An 18,365-nucleotide genomic window follows, 5' to 3' on the forward strand; every position below is an offset into this window, starting at 1 on the left:
TATTAACCGTTTGGAGTAAAATATTATAAGCATCAGCATCGCCAATTAAAATTCCGCCTAATAAATATTTACCATCAGTGCTTATATTAATGCGCTTATATATTCCCTTATGCGTGTCTTCAAAAACGATTGTACGGCAATCTGGTTCAGTAATAAAGGCATCGCCAAAACTGGCTACATCCACACCAATCAATTTGAGTTTGGTGCTCATGTCGTAACTATAAAACAACTTACCACCACCGGTTAATTGAGATACCACAATATCTGACATTTCAAAACCGGGAGCTACAAGCCCATATATCATTCCTTCATATAAAGCACACTCGCCTATGGCAAAAATAGCTTCATCGCTGGTCTGCATTTTTTCATTGACCATAATACCCCCGCGTGTACCAACCCGTAAGCCTGACAGTTTAGCCAATTCATCACGGGGCCTTATCCCAGCTGATATGACCAGCATATCAATTGCAAGTACGGTCTCATCATTAAAATGCAACGCCTCCGCTTTATGGCCGCCCCCAATATAAGCGGTGCTTTTATTCAAATGAACGCTTAACCCCAATTCTTTCAATTTTGATTGCAGCATGGCACTGCCCGCGGAATCAATTTGCCTAGGCATTAAGCGCGGGGCAAATTCAATTACATGTGTTTCATCAATACCCAGGTCTATTAATGCTTTGGCGGCTTCTAAACCCAACAAGCCGCCACCCATTACTGCGCCGATTTTGGCGTTTGCAGCATAAGTTTTAATCAGTTCAAGGTCTTCAATTGTACGATAAACAAATACACCTTCTTTTTCAACTCCGGGAATATCAGGAACAAATGCTGACGAGCCGGTAGCCAAAACCAGGTAATCATATTTTATAGTAATACCAAAAAAAGAATGCACGGTTTGAGTAGCCCGGTTTATTTCCTGTATAGGGTCGCCGAGGTACAATAAAATATCATGATCTGCGTACCAGGAAGTAGTGGAGAGTGAGAGATCATCTGCTGATTTCCCGTTAAAATATTCGCTCAAATGAACGCGATCATAAGCAGGGCGCGGTTCTTCACCAAATATGATGATGTTGAATGCGGACGATTTAGCTACCAGTTTTTCACAAAACTTATAACCAACCATACCATTGCCAACTATAATTAGGGTAGGTTTTACCATATCGATTTTAATTTGTTAAAGCTTTTTGAGCAAATACAATTAAAGTGCGACCTAAATTGCATTTACTTAACAATTTTAAATAAAATAAACTGTAATTCAAAGAAATATTGTTATTTTGGTCATATAATTTTATTGTTTTTGTGTTATTTATGATAAATTATATTGTTTAAATCACATTTATATTAAAAAATTTCTATTAAATAGATAATTAATTAAAATTATATAGGATTAAACGCCAAAAAAACTGGCTTTTTTAACAAATCACTAAAAAGCATGAAAAATATACCCTTATCTCCGGAATTATATGTTTTAGGTGCCGGGCATGGATCAACATCTGCTGCGATTATACAACACGCTTCTTTGCCCCATCAAAAATCAGTACGGGGGATAGTTAAAGATTTGTTTGCTATGGCCGAAAGCAAACAATTAACTTATCCTGCAATTATTATTATAGGCGCTGTAACTAACTTGGTTAATTAATAAAACAATAATGAAGATACGCATAAAGGGAAATTCCTTACGATACAGGTTAACTAAGAAAGATGTTGAGGTTTTCTCAGCAAATGGATATATTGAAGAGACAGTTGATTTTGGCAATCAAACATTGATTTATGCCTTGCAACGAAATAATCTGGCTAATTTATTGGCTGTATTTGAAAATAATAAAATAACCTTGTTAATGCCTGACACAATGGCTACAGAATGGGAACTGACTGATAGGGTGGGTTTTGAAGGCTTGTATAATGAATTATTCCTTTTAATAGAAAAGGATTTTAAATGTTTGGATAACGTTGCGGAAGATCAAAGCGATAATTATCCTAATCCACTATTAAAGACCCACATTAATTGAAAGATTAATATGGGTTATTTAAGATAGTGGGTTTCGCTATAATGGTTTAAGTCAAAAACAGACTTTTGACTCCTAACTCAAGACTTAACACCCAGAACTTAAATGGCCGTTCGTCTAGGGGTTGGGATTTTTTTGTTACAAGTTTCTTAATTTAGCAGTGCGGGGATGACACCCGCGAAAAGACCCTACTATTATATGGTAAAAAAAACCTGCGTACTTGTTGTTGCATTGCTAACAATACTATTTCATACCAATAAACTTCAGGCTCAAACCACGAACAAATTATGGATAAGGCCGGCGCATAATAAGAGCGCGCCGGTGTGGGGCATAAAAAATGGCATTGTGTTTAGTATTTGGCCTTCGCCGATTGAAGGCACAAACGAAGAAAATACCGGTGGCCCGCGAGGGCTGATAAGAGTGGGCTATGAAAACAAAGGGACTATATATCATATCAATTACCTGGCTGTAGAGCCTGTGGTAGATGGTAAAATAGAGTTTAGCGAAATATCCCCATCACAGCTAGATAACCGGTGGGGCAAATTGATGTGGGCCGGCGACAACGAAACCCAAACCGATTATTTCCCTGCAGCCAAAAGCCGTGGCAATATATCGCATCCCGATAGCAAACATCCCGAAGTAGAAAAGTTATCAGTTTATATATTTATGGAACGCTTTATAAACGGTGCGCACCCTTACTTAAAACTATCTATACGTAGCGACCGTCCAGAAGAATTGGGTATAGAAATTTTTAATCATACAGGAAGCGCACAGATGCAGCGTTGCGCCATTACAGCTACTATGGGCAATTACTCACGATTAAGAAATTTATATTTAAAGGATAAGGTTGTAAACTCAAAAGAACTGTATAAAGGCTTTGATGGACTTGATTTTATTGAAAAGCAAAGTTATCCGGTACAACAAATGTTACTGGATGATAACGGCGATTTAATAGCGATTGCCGAGCCCGATGAAAACTTTGCCAGCCTAACCTCCTGGCCGAAAGCTTACCTGGACCGATCGAACTGGCGTTACAGACCCAATGTCAAATTTACCCAGTACTGGCGCAAAGAAAGCACTAAGTATGATCGATCGCTTTCTATACGTGTAAACGGCCGGGCCAAATATTGGAGTGGTGCCAGCAAAAACGCCACCGATTACATTAACATACCCGGCGGCCCCGCATTTGAAAATTTTGAACTGCGTGAAAATTATTATCCGGGTGAGCAATTTTACTTTGGCATCACCACCAAAACACCGCAGCAAATGGTGGGATCGATACATTGATTTAAAGTCAGCATAGTTATCAATAAGGCTTAGCTCTCCATGGGCTTGCTCAAATGGCTTAATCATTGGCATACAGGCGATAATAAAAAGATATTTAAAAGGTGCTATATTGCATTACCAATTATTAGCCTTAAAAGGCAACCCTTAACTATTATGGCGATGAAACGAATATTAACCCTATTTGCTGTTTTTGCTTTATTTGCTACAACAGTATCCGCACAAAAAAAATTAAGCCGCGATGAGCGGATGAAATGGTGGCGCGAAGCGCGTTTCGGTATGTTTATACACTGGGGCGATTATGCGCAATGGGCCGGTTTGTACCATGGTGTGCCGGTTGCTCACGGTGGCGAGTGGATAATGAACCACGCAAAAATACCGGTAGCCGAATACCAAGCCGCAGCCAAAACCTTTAACCCGGTAAAATATGATGCCGATGCATGGGTACGTATGGCAAAGGATGCAGGGATGAAATACATTGTGATAACGGCCAAGCACCATGATGGCTTTGCCATGTTTAAATCAAACGCCAGTAAATGGAACATTGCCGATGCTACCCCTTACGGCCAAGATGTATTAAAACCATTAGCCGCAGCCTGCAAAAAATATGGCATTAAGCTAGGGTTTTATTATTCGCAGGCGCAGGACTGGAACAATCCGGGCGGCGCGGTTTCTCGCAAGGTAGCAAGTGGTGGCTGGCCTAATCCAGATTCGGCAAAAATAGATGCTTATACCAAAGACAATAAAGGGCATTGGGACCCATACCAAACAACAGCCACAATGGGCGAATATATTGACCGCGTTGCTGTGCCTCAGGTTAAAGAATTATTAACTAACTATGGCGATGTGGCCGTACTATGGTGGGACACCCCAACCGGGATGACCGATGAGTATGCCGAAAAATTAAACGCGGTATTGGCACTGCAACCCAATATTATTACCAATGATCGTTTAAAACGACCTAACTATCCGGGTGATACTAAAACACCGGAGCAAAAAATACCAAGCCTGAGCGAATTGGATGGTAAGGATTGGGAAACCTGTATGACCATGAATGGTACCTGGGGATTTAAAAGCTACGACACGAAGTGGAAAACTCCCGAAACCCTGATCCATAACCTGGTTGATATCGCGTCAAAAGGGGGGAATTATTTATTAAATGTTGGGCCCGATGCGTTGGGGCAGTTCCCGCAGGGAAGTATTGATGACCTGAAGGCAGTTGGCATCTGGATGAAAGTAAACGGTGAAGCTATTTATGCCACTACTGCCAGCCCGTTAGCAACATTGGCATGGGGCCGTTGTACTAAAAAAGTTGAAGGCGATAAAACAACCCTTTACTTGTCGGTATTTAACTGGCCGACTAATGGTAAGTTGGTTGTGCCGGGTTTAAAGAACACAGCACTATCAGCAAAACTATTGGCTAATGGAACCACTCTAAAATCGCAACAAGGTAATGACGGATTAGAGATCAGTGTCCCGACAAACGCGCCCGACCCTATCGCTTCGGTTATAAAAATTGAAGTAAAAGGTAATGTGACCAATTAGTGTCGGCAGCACAGGGGAAATAAATCAGGATCTATAGATTAATTAAATTAAGCGTATGGCCTTCAGAATATTAAAATTAAGCGTGGGTATTTTACTAAGCGCGCTGACAGTAGAAGCGCAAACTATTGTAACGGCTCCGCCGGATAATTCGGCCTATATTTTAACACCGAAAGCCGGGCCCGCACCACATATTAACGGTCCTAAAATATTTGGCGTAAGGCCGGAACACCCTATTGTTTTTACTGTGTCTGTAACCGGGACCCGCCCGTTAAAATTTTCGGCAACCGGCTTACCTGCCGGCGTTAAATTAGACGCGGCAACCGGCAGGTTATCAGGCTCTGTAAATAAAGCTGGCACTTATAATTTGGTATTGATCGCCAAAAACTCAGCAGGAAGCGATAAGCGTAATTTTAAACTGGTTGTAGGCGAGGAAATTGCCCTAACGCCGCCTATGGGCTGGAACAGTTGGAATGTATATGCCGGGGCTATAACCCAAGGCTTATTGCTGGCCAATGCGAAAGCAATGGTAAGCTCGGGCTTAATTGATCATGGGTGGAGCTATATGAACATTGATGATGTTTGGCAGGGCGAACGTGGCGGGCCTTTCCACGCCATACAATCCAACCCGGTAACCTTTCCGGATATGCAGCAGGCAAGCGATGAAATTCATGGCATGGGCTTAAAAATGGGGATCTATTCTACTCCGTGGGTCGAGTCGTATGCGCACCATGTGGGCGGATCTGCAAATAACCCGGAAGGAACTTTTGTAAAGACTCCGGTAGTAGTAGCTCGCAATAAAAAGCTAATGCCTTATGCCATTGGCACCTACCAGTTTATTGATAATGATGTAAAGCAATGGGCCGCGTGGAACATAGATTACCTAAAGTATGACTGGAACCCAATTGAAATGCTCGAAACCAAAAAGATGTTTGATGCTTTGCGCAATAGTGGACGGGATATTATTTACAGTTTATCAAACAGTACGCCTTTTGCCAGTATTGGCGACCTGTCTACCGTATCTAATGCGTGGCGGACAGGGGGCGATATTAGGGATAGTTGGCCAAGTTTAAAAAGCAGGATCTTTACCCAGGATAAATGGGCGCCCTATGAAAAGCCTGGTCATTGGAACGACCCCGACATGATGATAGTAGGCTACTTAGGCTGGGGCAAGGACCTACACCCTACCAACCTAACACCCGATGAGCAATACACTCACGTTAGCGCTTGGTGCTTAATGTCTGTACCGTTGTTATTAGGCTGCGATATGACCAAACTGGATGACTTTACATTGAGTTTATTAACCAACGATGAGGTTTTAGCAGTAAACCAGGATGCCGCTGGCAAACAGGCAACCGTTATATCTAAACAGGGCGACAACGGAGTAATGGCCAAAACAATGGAAGACGGCACCATAGCCGCCGGCCTGTTTAATCTGGGCGATAACGGCAAGCAACAAGTTACATTAAACTGGGCTGATCTAAAGTTAACCGGCAAATACATCGTACGCGACTTATGGCGACAAAAAGACCTGGGCACCTTTGATGGAGAGTTTAAGGCTGATGTTAACCAGCATGGGGTGGTGATGGTGAGTTTGAGGAAGGCTAAATAGGTAAAATTGGTGGTGCGGTGATATTTCTGTACCACTAACTTTACCTAACTACAATGCCTACTTTACACGTTCGTAATGAATAATCACCACGCCCGATTGTAGCTGTTTGCTATCCACTAACTTTAACGGTTGGCGCGTATCAAGTTTTATCTTGTCAAACAAGCGCGCGTTACCACTGCCGGCAATGGTAGATTGTATGCAGAAATAATAATCGTCCACAAGCTTTAATTCGGTTAACGCGGCAACCAGGCCGGGGCTGCCAATGGTAAGCAAGCCTTTTCTGTTCACCTGTTTATAGGAGTTAATCAGCTCCTGATCGATAGTTTTAACAATCGATGAGTTTTTCCAGGTGGTTGTTTTGAGTGTTGATGAGTAAGCGGCCTTCGGTAAATCGGTAAGCGCTTTTGCCATCAGCACCTGTGATTCGGGCGCACCTTCTTTTTCAAGCACTGCCGGCCATATTTGCTGGAATAGTTCAAAACTGTTACGGCCAAAAGCTACTGTTTGCGTTTGGGCTAATAAGCCGTGTACAAATTCATGAAATTCATCATCGGCGTTAACATATTGGCTGTCTACAAAGCCGTCCGGCGTGGTGTTGATTAAACTAATTACTTTTCCCATAGGGTTTTTATTTTAATGATGTGTGTGTTTAAACAAATGTACTTGTTGTATGTAACCTGCAGAGGGTGTACATTTAGCAACTTAGGGGGTTGTTTGTGCAACGGAGGTTGTGTACCTTGCATTATGAAACAAGTGACATTTTTATTAGCAGATGGTGTGCTTAAACCCAGTTGCTTATTTGGAGCTATCGAGATTTTTGAGAAAGCAAACGAATTTTATTTGGATAAAGGGCAGCCACCTTTTTATAATATCCAGCTTGCGGGCATCAACCTTAGGCAGGGGTTATTAAATACCTTTTTGTCTATACAAGGTCTGCAGGAAGTTACAGACGTTAAAAAAACAGACCTCATTATTTTGCCAAGTTTTGATGCCCGGGATGATTTTGCCATAAACAATAGCGGGGAAGCGCTGGGCTGGGTTACTGCGCAATATAAAAATGGTGCCGAAGTAGCCAGCCTATGCACGGGGTCTTTTTTACTGGCAGCAACCGGTTTATTAAAAGGGCAGCCCTGCACTACCCATTGGAAAGCGGAAGCCCATTTTCGGGCCCGGTTTCCGGAACTGAATTTAGTCACCAACAAGATCATTACCGATCATAAAGGATTGTATACCGCAGGTGGTGCTACATCAAGCCTTAACCTAATATTATACCTGGTTGAGAAATATAGCGGACGTGAAGCTGCTTTGTATTGCGCCAAGGTATTGCAGATAGATATCGAGCGAAACTCGCAATCGCCGTTTATTGTGTTTGAAGGACTAAAAGAACATGCGGATTCGGAAATAAGGTCTGTGCAGGAATATATAGAAACCCATATCGAGGCCAAAGTGACGGTAGACTTCCTAGCTGACCAATGCGCCATGAACCGGATCAATTTTTCGCGGCGGTTTAAAAGGGCAACCAAAATATCGCCTGTAGACTATATCCAACGTGTTAAGGTAGAAGCCGCCAAAAGGGGGCTGGAATCAGGTCGAAAAAATGTAAATGAGGTAATGTACGCTGTTGGCTATACCGATGTGAAGGCATTCCGTATGATATTTAAAAAAATAGCGGGCCTAACGCCTTTAGAGTATCGGGTTAAGTTTAGCCATGTTTGATACCACCAGGCAGTTATTTAGAGAGGTCAAAAAACTCTGCTTTACTTAACAGTATTCAAATGTACTACTGTGTATTCAGGTGTTCCCGGTATAGTACAGTGGCCCCTTTTATTTACAATTAGGATAAGCCTCCAACAAAGCCTCCGCCTCCGTTAATTTATGCCATCGTTGGTGTTACCAACCAATAAAAGCTTTATCGATAAATAACTATTTTTAGAGTATCACAAATTGTATATTCAATATATATAATCTAATCAATATTTGCGCTATAACTTTTATTAGCCTTACAAGGTTACCTTTTACTATAAAGCAACGTATTATCTAAAACAAGTTTTACTAATATCTAAACATTAGGCAGGGCAAAAAACGGCATGAGTAAAATCGCGATAATTATTGGTGCTGGTCCGGCCGGGTTAACCGCGGCTTACGAGCTGATTACCAAAACAGATATTAAACCAATAATAATCGAAAAAAGTAATGATATCGGCGGCCTTTCTAAAACGGTTGTTCATAATGGCAATCGGATAGATATTGGTGGACATCGCTTTTTCTCAAAATCAGATGTGGTAATGAAATGGTGGCAAAATATTTTGCCTTTGCAGGGGTCCGAATCAAAAGACGATATACTTAAAGATATTTATTATCAAAACAAAAAGAGTTCTGTAATTATCCCTGCAAACGGGCCCGATCCTGAAAAAGAAGACCAGGTGATGCTTATCAGAAATAGGTTGTCCCGTATATTTTTTCTGGGAAAATTCTTTGATTATCCCATCACCCTAAATAGAAAAACCATATCTAATCTTGGTTTTATCAGGATCAGTAAAATTGCATTTACTTATCTATGGGCTCAATTATTTCGGGTAAAAAACATCAGATCGCTTGAGGATTTTTTTATAAGCCGATTCGGTACCGAGCTTTATAAAACCTTTTTTAAAGATTATACTAAAAAAGTTTGGGGCAGATCATGTAAAGAGATCGGGGCAGATTGGGGAACACAGCGGGTTAAAGAATTGTCTGTTTCAAAAGCGATTCTCCATGCTATAAGATCAATTTTCAGAAAAGATAAAACAATTGAACAAAAAAACACCGATACCAGCCTGATCGAACAATTTATGTATCCAAAATTAGGCCCCGGACAAATGTGGGAAACCGTTGCCCGCCTTGTTGAAGAGAAAGGCGCCATAATTATAAAGAACAGTGAAGTTATGGAGCTTGATATTGCAGGAGACCGGATTTGCGAAATGAGTTATTTTGATAATACGACCAAGCTAAAAAACACGATAAAGGGGGATTACTTTTTTTCGACCATGCCCGTTAAAGAACTTATTACAGCTATGGGGAATAAGGTGCCCCAAGAGGTAAAAGAAGTTGCACTGAACTTACAATACCGCGATTTTATAACGGTTGGGCTGCTGCTTAACAAACTTAAAATAAAAAATGAAACAAAGGGTCCGTCTTTAGGCAACCTGGTGCCCGACAATTGGATCTATATCCAGGAAAAAGATGTAAAGATAGGGCGACTGCAAATATTTAATAACTGGTCGCCTTATATGGTTGCCGATATGGAAAAGGTTTGGCTGGGCCTTGAATATTTCTGTAATGAAGGCGATGAACTCTGGCAGATGAGTGACGCTGATTTTATGCAGTTTGCCATCAATGAGCTTCACCAAATCAATATTATTGACCGCGATGAAGTAATTGATAGAACCATAATCCGGATGCTCAAAACCTACCCTGATTATTTTGGAGCCTATGAGCAATTTGATGTAGTGAGCGATTTCACAAATCAGCTGGAAAACCTGTTTTTGATTGGCCGCAACGGGATGCATAAATACAATAACCAGGACCATTCTATGCTTACAGCCATGGCAGCGGTAGATAATATAATTAAAGGCGAAAAATCAAAAAAGAATATCTGGGAAATAAATACCGAAGCGGATTTTCATGAGACTAAAAAGAACGGATAACTACAGCTATTTTTTAACAACCCTGTATATATAATAATCTTCGCCTTCTATTACAGCCCCTTCAAAGCTTGCCAGTTTGTTAAAAGAATAAGCCGCGTTGTCAAATATCCCGTATTTACGATTAGTGATCAAAATAAATTCTTTAAGGCTATTTATATAATGGGATGAAGAGATCTCGTCCATTAAAGATCTGCGTGGATAGGGCAGATACGCATGTTTCCAAATACAAAAGCTGCCATATTGGTTTATGTCCAGGTAAAATATTTTCCGCTCTAAATACGCGCTGAGTGGCGGGCCTGCATTATATCCGTCAAATGCCAGTGGTTGTGCAGTTAAGTGGTTTGATTTTAAATAATTGATGGTGTTTTTGGCCTGCGAAAAAGGCTGCTTAAAATCTAAGCAATACATGTAGACTCCGGTAAAAAACTGGTTAATAAGGATAATATAGATAAATGCCCGAGGAGCCCATTTTTTTATGGGGCTTATATTGCTTTTTGGAAAAAGAACCACGCCATCATAATAAGCAAGCCATAGAGCGGCGATAAAAAAAATAACGAACATTCCGAAATACCTGCTGCCCCCCATTCTTGACATAGCGAAAAACGCGGTTAGCAACGCAACGGGTGGTAAATAGAACAATAGCGCTTTCTTACTTTTATAAAGGAACAGGATAGTAATTGCAAAAAGTAATAAAGCCGAAATTACGGTGACCGTTTGAGGCAGATATTGTATAGACTGCTTATCCCAAAAATATTGCTGATGTAATGGGGGGACAGTTATATACCCCCTGGCGAAACAGCTAATAGCAAAAGATAGGTCATGTACATTAAACCATGATAGACCGTCTGCTACCTGAACAATACTATCGCCGGGTATGCGGCGGGTTTGAAAAAAAGCGCAGACCAAACCAATAAGAAAGAGGCAAGTAAACAAGGCAAACCGCCCATATAATTTCTTTTTGCCAACGGTATACAAAAACAGGTATACAAAAATACCGATGGATGCAAATACATAAAACAGGTGGGTAAAGCACATTAAAAGCAGAAGGATACCTATGCTCACCATATTTTTCTCCGGGTTAGCCATTAATACACAACAAATAAAAAGCAGGAGAATACCTAATGCATAATTGCGGCTAACAATGCTATATACAAACAGGAAATAGCAGCCAAAAACAATAAGGGTTTTTACCGGCAGATTAAACGGCGCATATCTTAAAAAAATAAATACAGCGCTGTTAATAACCAACAAATGGAATAGCTGCATATAAATGGGCCGCGAAGAGATGTAATGTGTAATAAGAAACAAGAATGTGTTCCAAAGCGTAACGTGCCCTTCATACAGCATGTTATTAAAAACATCAATAACAGAATTGCTGTCGCGGCCAATGGTGAGCTGTTGGGCTTCTTCTAAAAATATTTCGTGATGAAGGATACCTGCAAGCGATAGGATGCCATACAAGAGCATTATAGGCAAAACATACCTCAAACGGGTTTTTTGTAATTTTATCATTCGGTCCTCTCTTATTTAGTATTCGGATACGCATCCATCAATGCCTTTGCCTCTGCCGCAGTTAATTGCGAAACGCTACCATGCCGTGCGTCTGACGGTAGGGTAATGTCTTTTTCTATGGTCCAGTGGAATAGGTCGGGCGAGGATGAGATCCCGTATTGGTCAGCCATTGGGAAATCATAATAGAGCAGCCATCCGGGTTTAATAGGGTCCTTCATTACGCTTGGGCCTTCGGTTATTGTCGGGGCTATCTGGCCTTTGTTTAACGGGCCATCAAAGACGGTATAAGGCCCCTCCAAATTTTTTGATGTCGCCAGGCGAATACCACGGCGCTCGCCTGTAGCGGGGCTAAATTCTTCTTCTTTATGGAAAAGGTAATACGTATCGCCCTGTTTAATTAAAGTACCATCAATGCAGGAGTAGCCGGGTGCCAGCAAAACTTTGGCGGGGGTAAAGGTTTTCCAGTCGGTTGTTTTGCAGTACCAAAGCCGGCTATGTTTCCAGCCCGCGTCCTCAAAGCTTGACGACCATAGCAGCGTATATTCTTTGGTGGCTTCGTCATAAAAATACTCGGGCGCCCATATATTGCGCACAAACGCGTCCGACTCGTCCTTTACATCTTTCATTAAATGTAAGGATTGTTCAAATTTCCAATGGATCAAATCTGGCGAGGTAGCGTACAAACAGGCAGGTCCAAATTGTCTGCCCTCTCCTCTTCCGCCACCGCCGGTGGCTACTAATCGCCATAAGCCATCAGGGCCACGGTGAATAAATTGATCGCGCATGCGCTGATCCCAGATAGGTTTGTTATCATTTATAGGTGTCCAATGGCGGCCATCGGTTGATAGAGCGATATGCAATTGCGCTACCAGCATCGGGTTGGGCAGGGGCACCTCAACGGTTTCGCCTTTAGCATTGATCTCGATACGGGTAGGGTAACGCTGCCTAAAGTAAGTTAGCATCCAGGCTTTGCCGGTGCCTAAGGTTTCTTTAGTTTGTGCATTGACTGATTGTAAAGAAGCAATCAGCAATATCAATACAGCAAGTTTTGATAAAATATTTTTCATGTTTTTGGCCCTTTTTCGCATCATCTAATTTATATTCTTTTCTAAATAAAACAGTCCAAATTATATTTAAACCAATAGGCTATATATCCCATCAGATAAATTAAAATTTCGTTTAACTTCGTTTTCAACAAGCCTATTTTTATACATCGAGCCAACCACTAAATTTATATCATGAAAAAACTGTTATCATTTATACTCTTGCTAATAAATATCAGTTCGCTTAGCGCGCAAAATACATTGGAGCGTCAGCCGCTTTCTATTGTGCCTTACCCTTTAAGTGTTAAAGCGTTTGTTCCAAAATTTGTTATTTCCAGGCACACCATTATACGTGTTGATGCCAATAATGCCGAACTACAGAAGATTGCCCAAACAATGGCCGGCGCGCTTAAAAACCTTACAGGTTATCCAATTGCCATCGGCATAAACAAAGGCGTTAATATGACTAACAGTATTGTTTTAACACTAAACAACACTGCAGATACACTTGGCGATGAAGGCTATCGGTTATCTGTACATTCAGAAGGTATTATTATCAGGGGCAATAAGCCGCAGGGTATATTTTATGGATTACAAACCTTTAAACAGTTATTACCTGTTAAGGCCGGCAATACACAAACTGTTTCCTTACCATCTACCGAGATAGTTGATAAACCGCGTTTTAAATGGCGCGGGTCAATGTTGGACGTTGGCCGGTATTTTTATTCGGTTGATTTTATTAAGAAGTATTTGGATTACATGGCCATGTATAAGTTAAATACTTTTCACTGGCACCTAACCGAGGATCATGGCTGGCGCATCGAAATAAAAAAATATCTTAAGCTTACCCAGATAGGTGCCTGGCGTGCCGGCACACAATATGACAGATCGCCATACCAGGTTGATAATAACCCGCATGGCGGATATTATACACAAGACCAGGTGCGCGAGATAGTAGCTTATGCTCAGGATCGTTATATAACCGTAGTGCCCGAAATTGAAATGCCGGGACATTCGTTAGCGGCATTGGTTGCCTATCCGGAGCTTTCATGTACCGGCGGCCCGTTTAAAATGCCGTTGCAGTGGGGCATTCAAAAGGATGTTTACTGCCCCGGTAATGAGCAAACCTTCCAATTTTTGGAGGATGTGTTGACCGAGGTAGCGGCGCTCTTCCCCAGCCCAATTATTCATATCGGGGGCGATGAATGCCCTAAGGACAGATGGAAAACCTGCCCTAAATGCCAGGCGAGGATTAAGGCCGAAGGCTTAAAAGATGAGCACGAGCTGCAAAGCTATTTTATTAAGAGGATTGAAAACTTTTTGCAGACAAAAAATAAAAAAATTATTGGTTGGGATGAAATTTTAGAAGGCGGCCTGGCACCAAACGCAACAGTGATGTCATGGCGCGGTATTGAGGGCGGTATTGCCGCGGCCAAACAACATCATGATGTAGTAATGACGCCCAGCAATTTTATGTATTTTGATTATTACCAGGGCGAGCCTTATCACGAACCTATTGCTATAGGCGGTATGTTAACGTTGGAGAAAGTTTACTCGTACGAGCCTGTTCCCGCGGCGCTTTCGGCAGATGAGGCGGTGTTTATTAAAGGTGTGCAGGCTAATGTTTGGTCGGAGTTTATTCACTCGGCCGAAAAGGTGGAATATATGCTAATGCCACGTGCAGCTGCACTGGCCGAAGTAGCCTGGACGCAACCCCGTTTAAAAAACTGGGAAGGTTTTAAAGAACGAATGGAGGGCCAATATAAACGCTATGACGCGATGGGTATTAACTATTCAAAAAGCGCTTACAATGTTTGGCAAAATATTAAGATAGATGCTTTAAATAAAAAGGCCACCATCTCCCTAACAACAAACAGCTCCAGGCCCGAAATACATTATACTACCGATGCGTCAGAGCCTGCTTTAACATCGCCGGTTTATAATGCCCCTTTCGAAACAAACACTCCGGCGATCATCAAATCGGCTACTTTTAAAAATGGGAAGCAAGTTAGCAAAGTAAGCATATCAGCCATAAACCCCGAAAATAACGCATTTGAGGTGCATTGATGTATAGCCGGTAGTGCTTTATTAATAAAGCAGTAATTACTCAACTTCAACCATGGCCTTTATGACCATAGTTGCGGGGTTTAACCAGCTTTGAAAGTCGGCTGCTACCTGATCAAATTTTACGCGGTGTGTAATATAATTGGCCGGATCAACTAATTTGTTTTTCATTGCTGATATCACGTTGTCAAAATCGGCACGGGTGGCGTTGCGGCTGCTCATTAATGTCGCTTCTCTTTTATGAAACTCGGGGTGGCTAAAACTAATATCGCCTTTCTGCAAGCCAATCAAAACAAACCTTGCCCCATGCGCCATGTATTGAAACGCGTTATTAATAGCTTTTTGGCTGCCTGTAGCGTCTATAACAACGGCGGGCATATCTCCGCCGGTAATTTCCTGCAAGCGCGCTGTAACATCATCTGTAAGGGCATTGATGGCATGAGCCACCTTTAGTTTTTCTTTGCAAAAAGTTAAGCGCTGCGGGTTAATATCAAGTGCTATCACTTTGCCACCGGCAATGCGGGCAAACTCCATAGCACCTAATCCAATTGGCCCGGCGCCTATCACTAAAACAAATTCATCTTTTTCTATCGCGGCACGGCGCACGCCATGCGCACCGATGGCCAATGGCTCAACCAACGCCAGTTCATCTAAACTTAAACCTTGGGCGTGTAGCAGTAGGCGCGTTGGTACCTGAATGTATTCTGCCATGCCGCCATCGGTATGCACACCTAATACCCGGATATTAGTGCAGCAGTTTGTTTTACCCGAACGGCAGGCTAAACAGGTTTCGCAGTTAATATAGGGGATAAGGGTTACTATGTCTCCCAGTTTAAAATCACCGGCTCCGTCACTGCTTAGAACTTCGGCAGCAAGTTCATGACCTAATACGCGGGGATAGCTAAAAAATGGCTGTGAACCGTCAAAAGCATGCAGATCTGTGCCGCAAATGCCTATACGTTTTATTTTAAGTACGATATGATCCTTCTCAGGTTGAGGGATTTCTCTAATTGTGTAAGCCAGTTCGCCCGGTTTATTACAAACCAGTACTTTCATCCCTTCTATTTTTAAAGCGCTCAAATCTATATCTCTTTAATATCCGATAATTTGATCCAACCTTCATTACCGTTGGCCAATTTAAATTTTATCCAGCCATTATTGGTTTCAAACACGTTTATCTTGGTCCCCTCATGCAATACAAATAAGGTTGCCAGTTTATCGTTGGGACCACTTTTTATGTTTACCGTGCTGGTAAAAACAATGGCTTGTTTATGGTTATCAAAATAGCTGGTTTGGCTAAAAGTAATTAAAATGGTTGCAACACCCAGTATAAATAATAGTATTGAAGTATAAAAAGATGCTTTTTTTATAGAGACAGAAAAACTAAAAAAGTAAAGTATCAGCGCCGCCGACCCCAATAAAACAAACAATATACTAGCTATGCCCAGCGCATTAACTGAAAAGCTTAAAATAAACCCGTTCCACCATTTAGAGATAAAAAACTCAGGGGCTTCATCAACCTTATCGGTGATCTTTGAATTTGCTAAACGGATATTAAAGTTAATATCATCATCGCCCGGCGAAAGCAGGTGTGCCTTCTCATAATAAAGTATTGCAGGGGCTATGTTACCCAATTTATAATAAGCATTACCTAAATTATAATAAACCTCTGCCGATTGATAGCCCTCGTTCACCAACTTTTGGTAACCGACAGCGGCTTCTTTATACTGGCCCTTCGCATAATAATTATTGGCAGTACCGGTATTATCAGCAAAACACAACACCGGTAAAAACAGCATTGCAAAAAAGCATAACGTTATTTTAATTTGATCAGATCTCATTTTCAATAGCATTAATAATTCCTTTTGCTTTGTCAAAAACCTCCTGCGCAGAAATATGAGTTACCGGTGCGTAGCGTGCCATTTCGCATAGATCAAGCGTCTCTAATAACTGGCTAACTAAACCTTCATTTAATGATTTGGCCTTTAACGCTGCCGCGATGGTTGCTCTATCAAGATCGGCATAGTTAATATTTAGCTTGTCGCTTAAATAGCCATACATCCCCTTAAATACGGCTTCGTAAAAGCCGGAGGTGTTTTGCGCCTGTAATTCTTTTTGGGCGATAGCTAAGTGTTTAGCGGCTACCTTACCAGCGCGGCGGCTTTTTACCATAGCCAGATCACTGTTATTTTTACGCACCTGGTTACGATAAACCAACGCAGCCACGCATAAAACAGGCCCCAACAAAAGCAACAGATAGTAGGTGAATGAACCATAAAACTGCTCGCCATCTTTGCTTAATTCGGCACCGCTGATTTTTATGTAGCGGATATCTTTATTCTGGATACTGATATCCTGTTTATCGGCATCTGTTAGCGCGGTAACGCTAGTTTCATTAAGTCCCTTATCAACTTTTATAGGGAATGATGGGGTAGTTAAGCTAACATACCTGCCCGTGTTTGGGTTAAAGTAAGAGAATTTTATAGGATCAATGGTAAAATCGCCATGATGCCTTGGTATTAGTAAATAATTGTAAATGCGGCTTCCCGAAACCCCGCTTACCCTTTCGTTAACGGTATCCTGGATCTTGGGATCATATTTTTCAAAGTCAGCCGGGAAAACGGTATTCAAATTTTTTAGCAGTTTAATATTGCCGGCACCGGTAACCTTTACTTTATAGTTTAATGATTCGTTTGCTTTAAGCCTGCTTTTATCAATAGATGCTTCAATATTAAAACTACCTACGGCCCCGGCAAAACTATCGGGTTTACCTGTGGTTGGCAATGGTTTTACATGGACGGTAACGGGCAAGCTCTTGGCTTTATAATTTACTTCCTGGGCGTTACCGCCAAAAAACTGGTCCATAAAATTGCGGGGCGACTGCTGAACCCGAGTTAAAAAAGTCATTTCGAACGGATCGATGGTAATATTGCCCGCATGCTCGGGAAATAGTATGATCTGCTTTACATCGGCCACATTATAGGTTATGCCTTTATAATTTTCGACCCTGAACTGGGCTGGCTGGGTAGGTTTGATCTCCTCGTTCCAAAACCCGGTAAGGTCAGGGAATTTATTAACCTGGCTTTGCAGAATATCTACCCGGGTATATATGCGGTAGGTAACGGTGATCTGCTGCCCCTGGTAAACGTTGTCCTTATCAATTATAGCGCGAAGAAACAAGGATTTAGACAGATCCTTAGTATTACCATCCGCGTCAGGATTTTGGCTTCTGCGGCTAACCGGTTTGCCCTTTACTATAGTTAAATGGATAGGGTTTGAACTCAACTTACGCCCGTTAACTATAACTGATGCTGCGCCAATGGTAGTAGCACCTTCTCTTATCGGTGCCAAAATATAACTGATAGTAGAGCTGCTGGTTGCCTTACCATTAAAAAACTCCATACTGTTGGATACATTGGGCCCGCTTAGCAATTGGAACATACCCAGGTCCGGCGCTACAAAATTGCCGCCATCGCCGCTTAAAGAAAAGGTGAGTTCAAACTGCTCGCCTGTACCTATGGTGGTCTTGCTAACAGTTGCCGTAAACTTTGCATCCTGCGCAAAAAGCTGCCCTGCCCAAAATAGTATAAGAGTTAATATGTAATACCTGGCTTTCATTTAT

The 18,365-nt window shown here is 41.7% G+C and carries 15 protein-coding genes; 8 read left to right on the top strand and 7 right to left on the bottom strand.

The window, feature by feature from the left end; genetic code table 11:
- Nucleotides 1-1,156 (bottom strand): FAD-dependent oxidoreductase (locus JWQ34_RS09170; protein ID WP_299356724.1); only part of this gene is annotated, 1,156 nt, incomplete at its 3' end.
- Nucleotides 1,157-1,429: 273 nt separating this feature from the next.
- Here JWQ34_RS09170 and JWQ34_RS09175 point away from each other — a divergent pair.
- The 5 genes from JWQ34_RS09175 to JWQ34_RS09195 all read left to right on the top strand — a co-directional run bounded on the left by JWQ34_RS09175 (nucleotide 1,430) and on the right by JWQ34_RS09195 (nucleotide 6,441).
- Nucleotides 1,430-1,636 carry a hypothetical protein gene (locus JWQ34_RS09175; RefSeq protein WP_299356726.1) on the top strand — a complete coding sequence of 69 codons (207 nt, stop codon included), beginning with the start codon at nucleotides 1,430-1,432 and terminating at the stop codon, nucleotides 1,634-1,636.
- 10 nt (nucleotides 1,637-1,646) lie between these two features.
- Nucleotides 1,647-2,006, top strand: a complete 360-nt coding sequence (locus JWQ34_RS09180; protein WP_299356728.1) for a hypothetical protein — start codon at nucleotides 1,647-1,649, stop codon at nucleotides 2,004-2,006.
- A gap of 195 nt (nucleotides 2,007-2,201) precedes the next feature.
- Nucleotides 2,202-3,290, top strand: a complete 1,089-nt coding sequence (locus JWQ34_RS09185; protein WP_299356730.1) for a hypothetical protein — start codon at nucleotides 2,202-2,204, stop codon at nucleotides 3,288-3,290.
- A 159-nt stretch (nucleotides 3,291-3,449) separates the two neighbouring features.
- Nucleotides 3,450-4,832 carry an alpha-L-fucosidase gene (locus JWQ34_RS09190; protein WP_299356732.1) on the top strand — a complete coding sequence of 461 codons (1,383 nt, stop codon included), beginning with the start codon at nucleotides 3,450-3,452 and terminating at the stop codon, nucleotides 4,830-4,832.
- A gap of 55 nt (nucleotides 4,833-4,887) precedes the next feature.
- Nucleotides 4,888-6,441: a putative Ig domain-containing protein gene (locus JWQ34_RS09195; RefSeq protein ID WP_299356734.1), complete on the top strand. Its 1,554-nt coding sequence runs from the start codon at nucleotides 4,888-4,890 to the stop codon at nucleotides 6,439-6,441.
- Between the two features lie 57 nt (nucleotides 6,442-6,498).
- Here the strand turns inward: JWQ34_RS09195 and JWQ34_RS09200 are convergent, their stop codons facing one another.
- Complete coding sequence (locus JWQ34_RS09200) at nucleotides 6,499-7,062, bottom strand: dihydrofolate reductase family protein (RefSeq protein ID WP_299356736.1); 564 nt, start codon at nucleotides 7,060-7,062, stop codon at nucleotides 6,499-6,501.
- A 123-nt stretch (nucleotides 7,063-7,185) separates the two neighbouring features.
- Here JWQ34_RS09200 and JWQ34_RS09205 point away from each other — a divergent pair, with 123 nt between their 5' ends.
- Together JWQ34_RS09205 and JWQ34_RS09210 are read left to right on the top strand one after the other, a co-directional pair.
- Nucleotides 7,186-8,157, top strand: a complete 972-nt coding sequence (locus JWQ34_RS09205; protein WP_299356738.1) for a GlxA family transcriptional regulator — start codon at nucleotides 7,186-7,188, stop codon at nucleotides 8,155-8,157.
- Nucleotides 8,158-8,528: 371 nt separating this feature from the next.
- Nucleotides 8,529-10,124, top strand: coding sequence for an NAD(P)/FAD-dependent oxidoreductase (locus JWQ34_RS09210; RefSeq protein WP_299356740.1), 1,596 nt, complete (start codon nucleotides 8,529-8,531; stop codon nucleotides 10,122-10,124).
- 6 nt (nucleotides 10,125-10,130) lie between these two features.
- Here the strand turns inward: JWQ34_RS09210 and JWQ34_RS09215 are convergent, their stop codons facing one another.
- Together JWQ34_RS09215 and JWQ34_RS09220 are read right to left on the bottom strand one after the other, a co-directional pair.
- On the bottom strand, nucleotides 10,131-11,636 hold the full coding sequence (locus JWQ34_RS09215; RefSeq protein WP_299356742.1) for a hypothetical protein: 1,506 nt from the start codon (nucleotides 11,634-11,636) through the stop codon (nucleotides 10,131-10,133).
- An 11-nt stretch (nucleotides 11,637-11,647) separates the two neighbouring features.
- Nucleotides 11,648-12,703 carry a glycoside hydrolase family 43 protein gene (locus JWQ34_RS09220; RefSeq protein WP_299356744.1) on the bottom strand — a complete coding sequence of 352 codons (1,056 nt, stop codon included), beginning with the start codon at nucleotides 12,701-12,703 and terminating at the stop codon, nucleotides 11,648-11,650.
- Nucleotides 12,704-12,874: 171 nt separating this feature from the next.
- On the opposite strand from JWQ34_RS09220, the gene JWQ34_RS09225 reads away from it, so the two are divergent.
- Nucleotides 12,875-14,746, top strand: a complete 1,872-nt coding sequence (locus tag JWQ34_RS09225; protein WP_299356746.1) for a family 20 glycosylhydrolase — start codon at nucleotides 12,875-12,877, stop codon at nucleotides 14,744-14,746.
- 36 nt (nucleotides 14,747-14,782) lie between these two features.
- On the opposite strand, the gene JWQ34_RS09230 is transcribed toward JWQ34_RS09225, so the two are convergent.
- Genes JWQ34_RS09230 through JWQ34_RS09240 form a run of 3 tightly spaced genes read right to left on the bottom strand, consistent with a single transcriptional unit; the run spans nucleotide 14,783 to nucleotide 18,361 of the window.
- Nucleotides 14,783-15,823 (bottom strand): zinc-binding alcohol dehydrogenase family protein, encoded by a 1,041-nt coding sequence (locus JWQ34_RS09230; protein WP_299356748.1) that lies wholly within the window; start codon nucleotides 15,821-15,823, stop codon nucleotides 14,783-14,785.
- Nucleotides 15,824-15,825: 2 nt separating this feature from the next.
- Complete coding sequence (locus tag JWQ34_RS09235) at nucleotides 15,826-16,584, bottom strand: tetratricopeptide repeat protein (protein ID WP_299356750.1); 759 nt, start codon at nucleotides 16,582-16,584, stop codon at nucleotides 15,826-15,828.
- Nucleotides 16,574-18,361 (bottom strand): BatD family protein, encoded by a 1,788-nt coding sequence (locus JWQ34_RS09240; RefSeq protein WP_299356777.1) that lies wholly within the window; start codon nucleotides 18,359-18,361, stop codon nucleotides 16,574-16,576. The genes JWQ34_RS09235 and JWQ34_RS09240 overlap by 11 nt, the downstream gene beginning before the upstream one ends.
- Nucleotides 18,362-18,365 lie beyond the last annotated feature (4 nt).

It is taken from the genome of Mucilaginibacter sp., assembly GCF_028288185.1.
In the GTDB taxonomy this organism is placed as follows: domain Bacteria; phylum Bacteroidota; class Bacteroidia; order Sphingobacteriales; family Sphingobacteriaceae; genus Mucilaginibacter.

Excerpts from the sequence above, each read along its gene's own strand:
- JWQ34_RS09175 (WP_299356726.1), top strand. The coding sequence starts at position 1,430 with ATGAAAAATATACCCTTATCTCCGGAATTATATGTTTTAGGTGCCGGG.
- JWQ34_RS09190 (WP_299356732.1), top strand. The coding sequence starts at position 3,450 with ATGAAACGAATATTAACCCTATTTGCTGTTTTTGCTTTATTTGCTACA.
- JWQ34_RS09195 (WP_299356734.1), top strand. The coding sequence starts at position 4,888 with ATGGCCTTCAGAATATTAAAATTAAGCGTGGGTATTTTACTAAGCGCG.
- JWQ34_RS09235 (WP_299356750.1), bottom strand. The coding sequence starts at position 16,584 with ATGAGATCTGATCAAATTAAAATAACGTTATGCTTTTTTGCAATGCTG.
- JWQ34_RS09180 (WP_299356728.1), top strand. The coding sequence starts at position 1,647 with ATGAAGATACGCATAAAGGGAAATTCCTTACGATACAGGTTAACTAAG.
- JWQ34_RS09185 (WP_299356730.1), top strand. The coding sequence starts at position 2,202 with ATGGTAAAAAAAACCTGCGTACTTGTTGTTGCATTGCTAACAATACTA.
- JWQ34_RS09220 (WP_299356744.1), bottom strand. The coding sequence starts at position 12,703 with ATGAAAAATATTTTATCAAAACTTGCTGTATTGATATTGCTGATTGCT.
- JWQ34_RS09200 (WP_299356736.1), bottom strand. The coding sequence starts at position 7,062 with ATGGGAAAAGTAATTAGTTTAATCAACACCACGCCGGACGGCTTTGTA.
- JWQ34_RS09205 (WP_299356738.1), top strand. The coding sequence starts at position 7,186 with ATGAAACAAGTGACATTTTTATTAGCAGATGGTGTGCTTAAACCCAGT.
- JWQ34_RS09240 (WP_299356777.1), bottom strand. The coding sequence starts at position 18,361 with ATGAAAGCCAGGTATTACATATTAACTCTTATACTATTTTGGGCAGGG.
- JWQ34_RS09215 (WP_299356742.1), bottom strand. The coding sequence starts at position 11,636 with ATGATAAAATTACAAAAAACCCGTTTGAGGTATGTTTTGCCTATAATG.
- JWQ34_RS09225 (WP_299356746.1), top strand. The coding sequence starts at position 12,875 with ATGAAAAAACTGTTATCATTTATACTCTTGCTAATAAATATCAGTTCG.
- JWQ34_RS09210 (WP_299356740.1), top strand. The coding sequence starts at position 8,529 with ATGAGTAAAATCGCGATAATTATTGGTGCTGGTCCGGCCGGGTTAACC.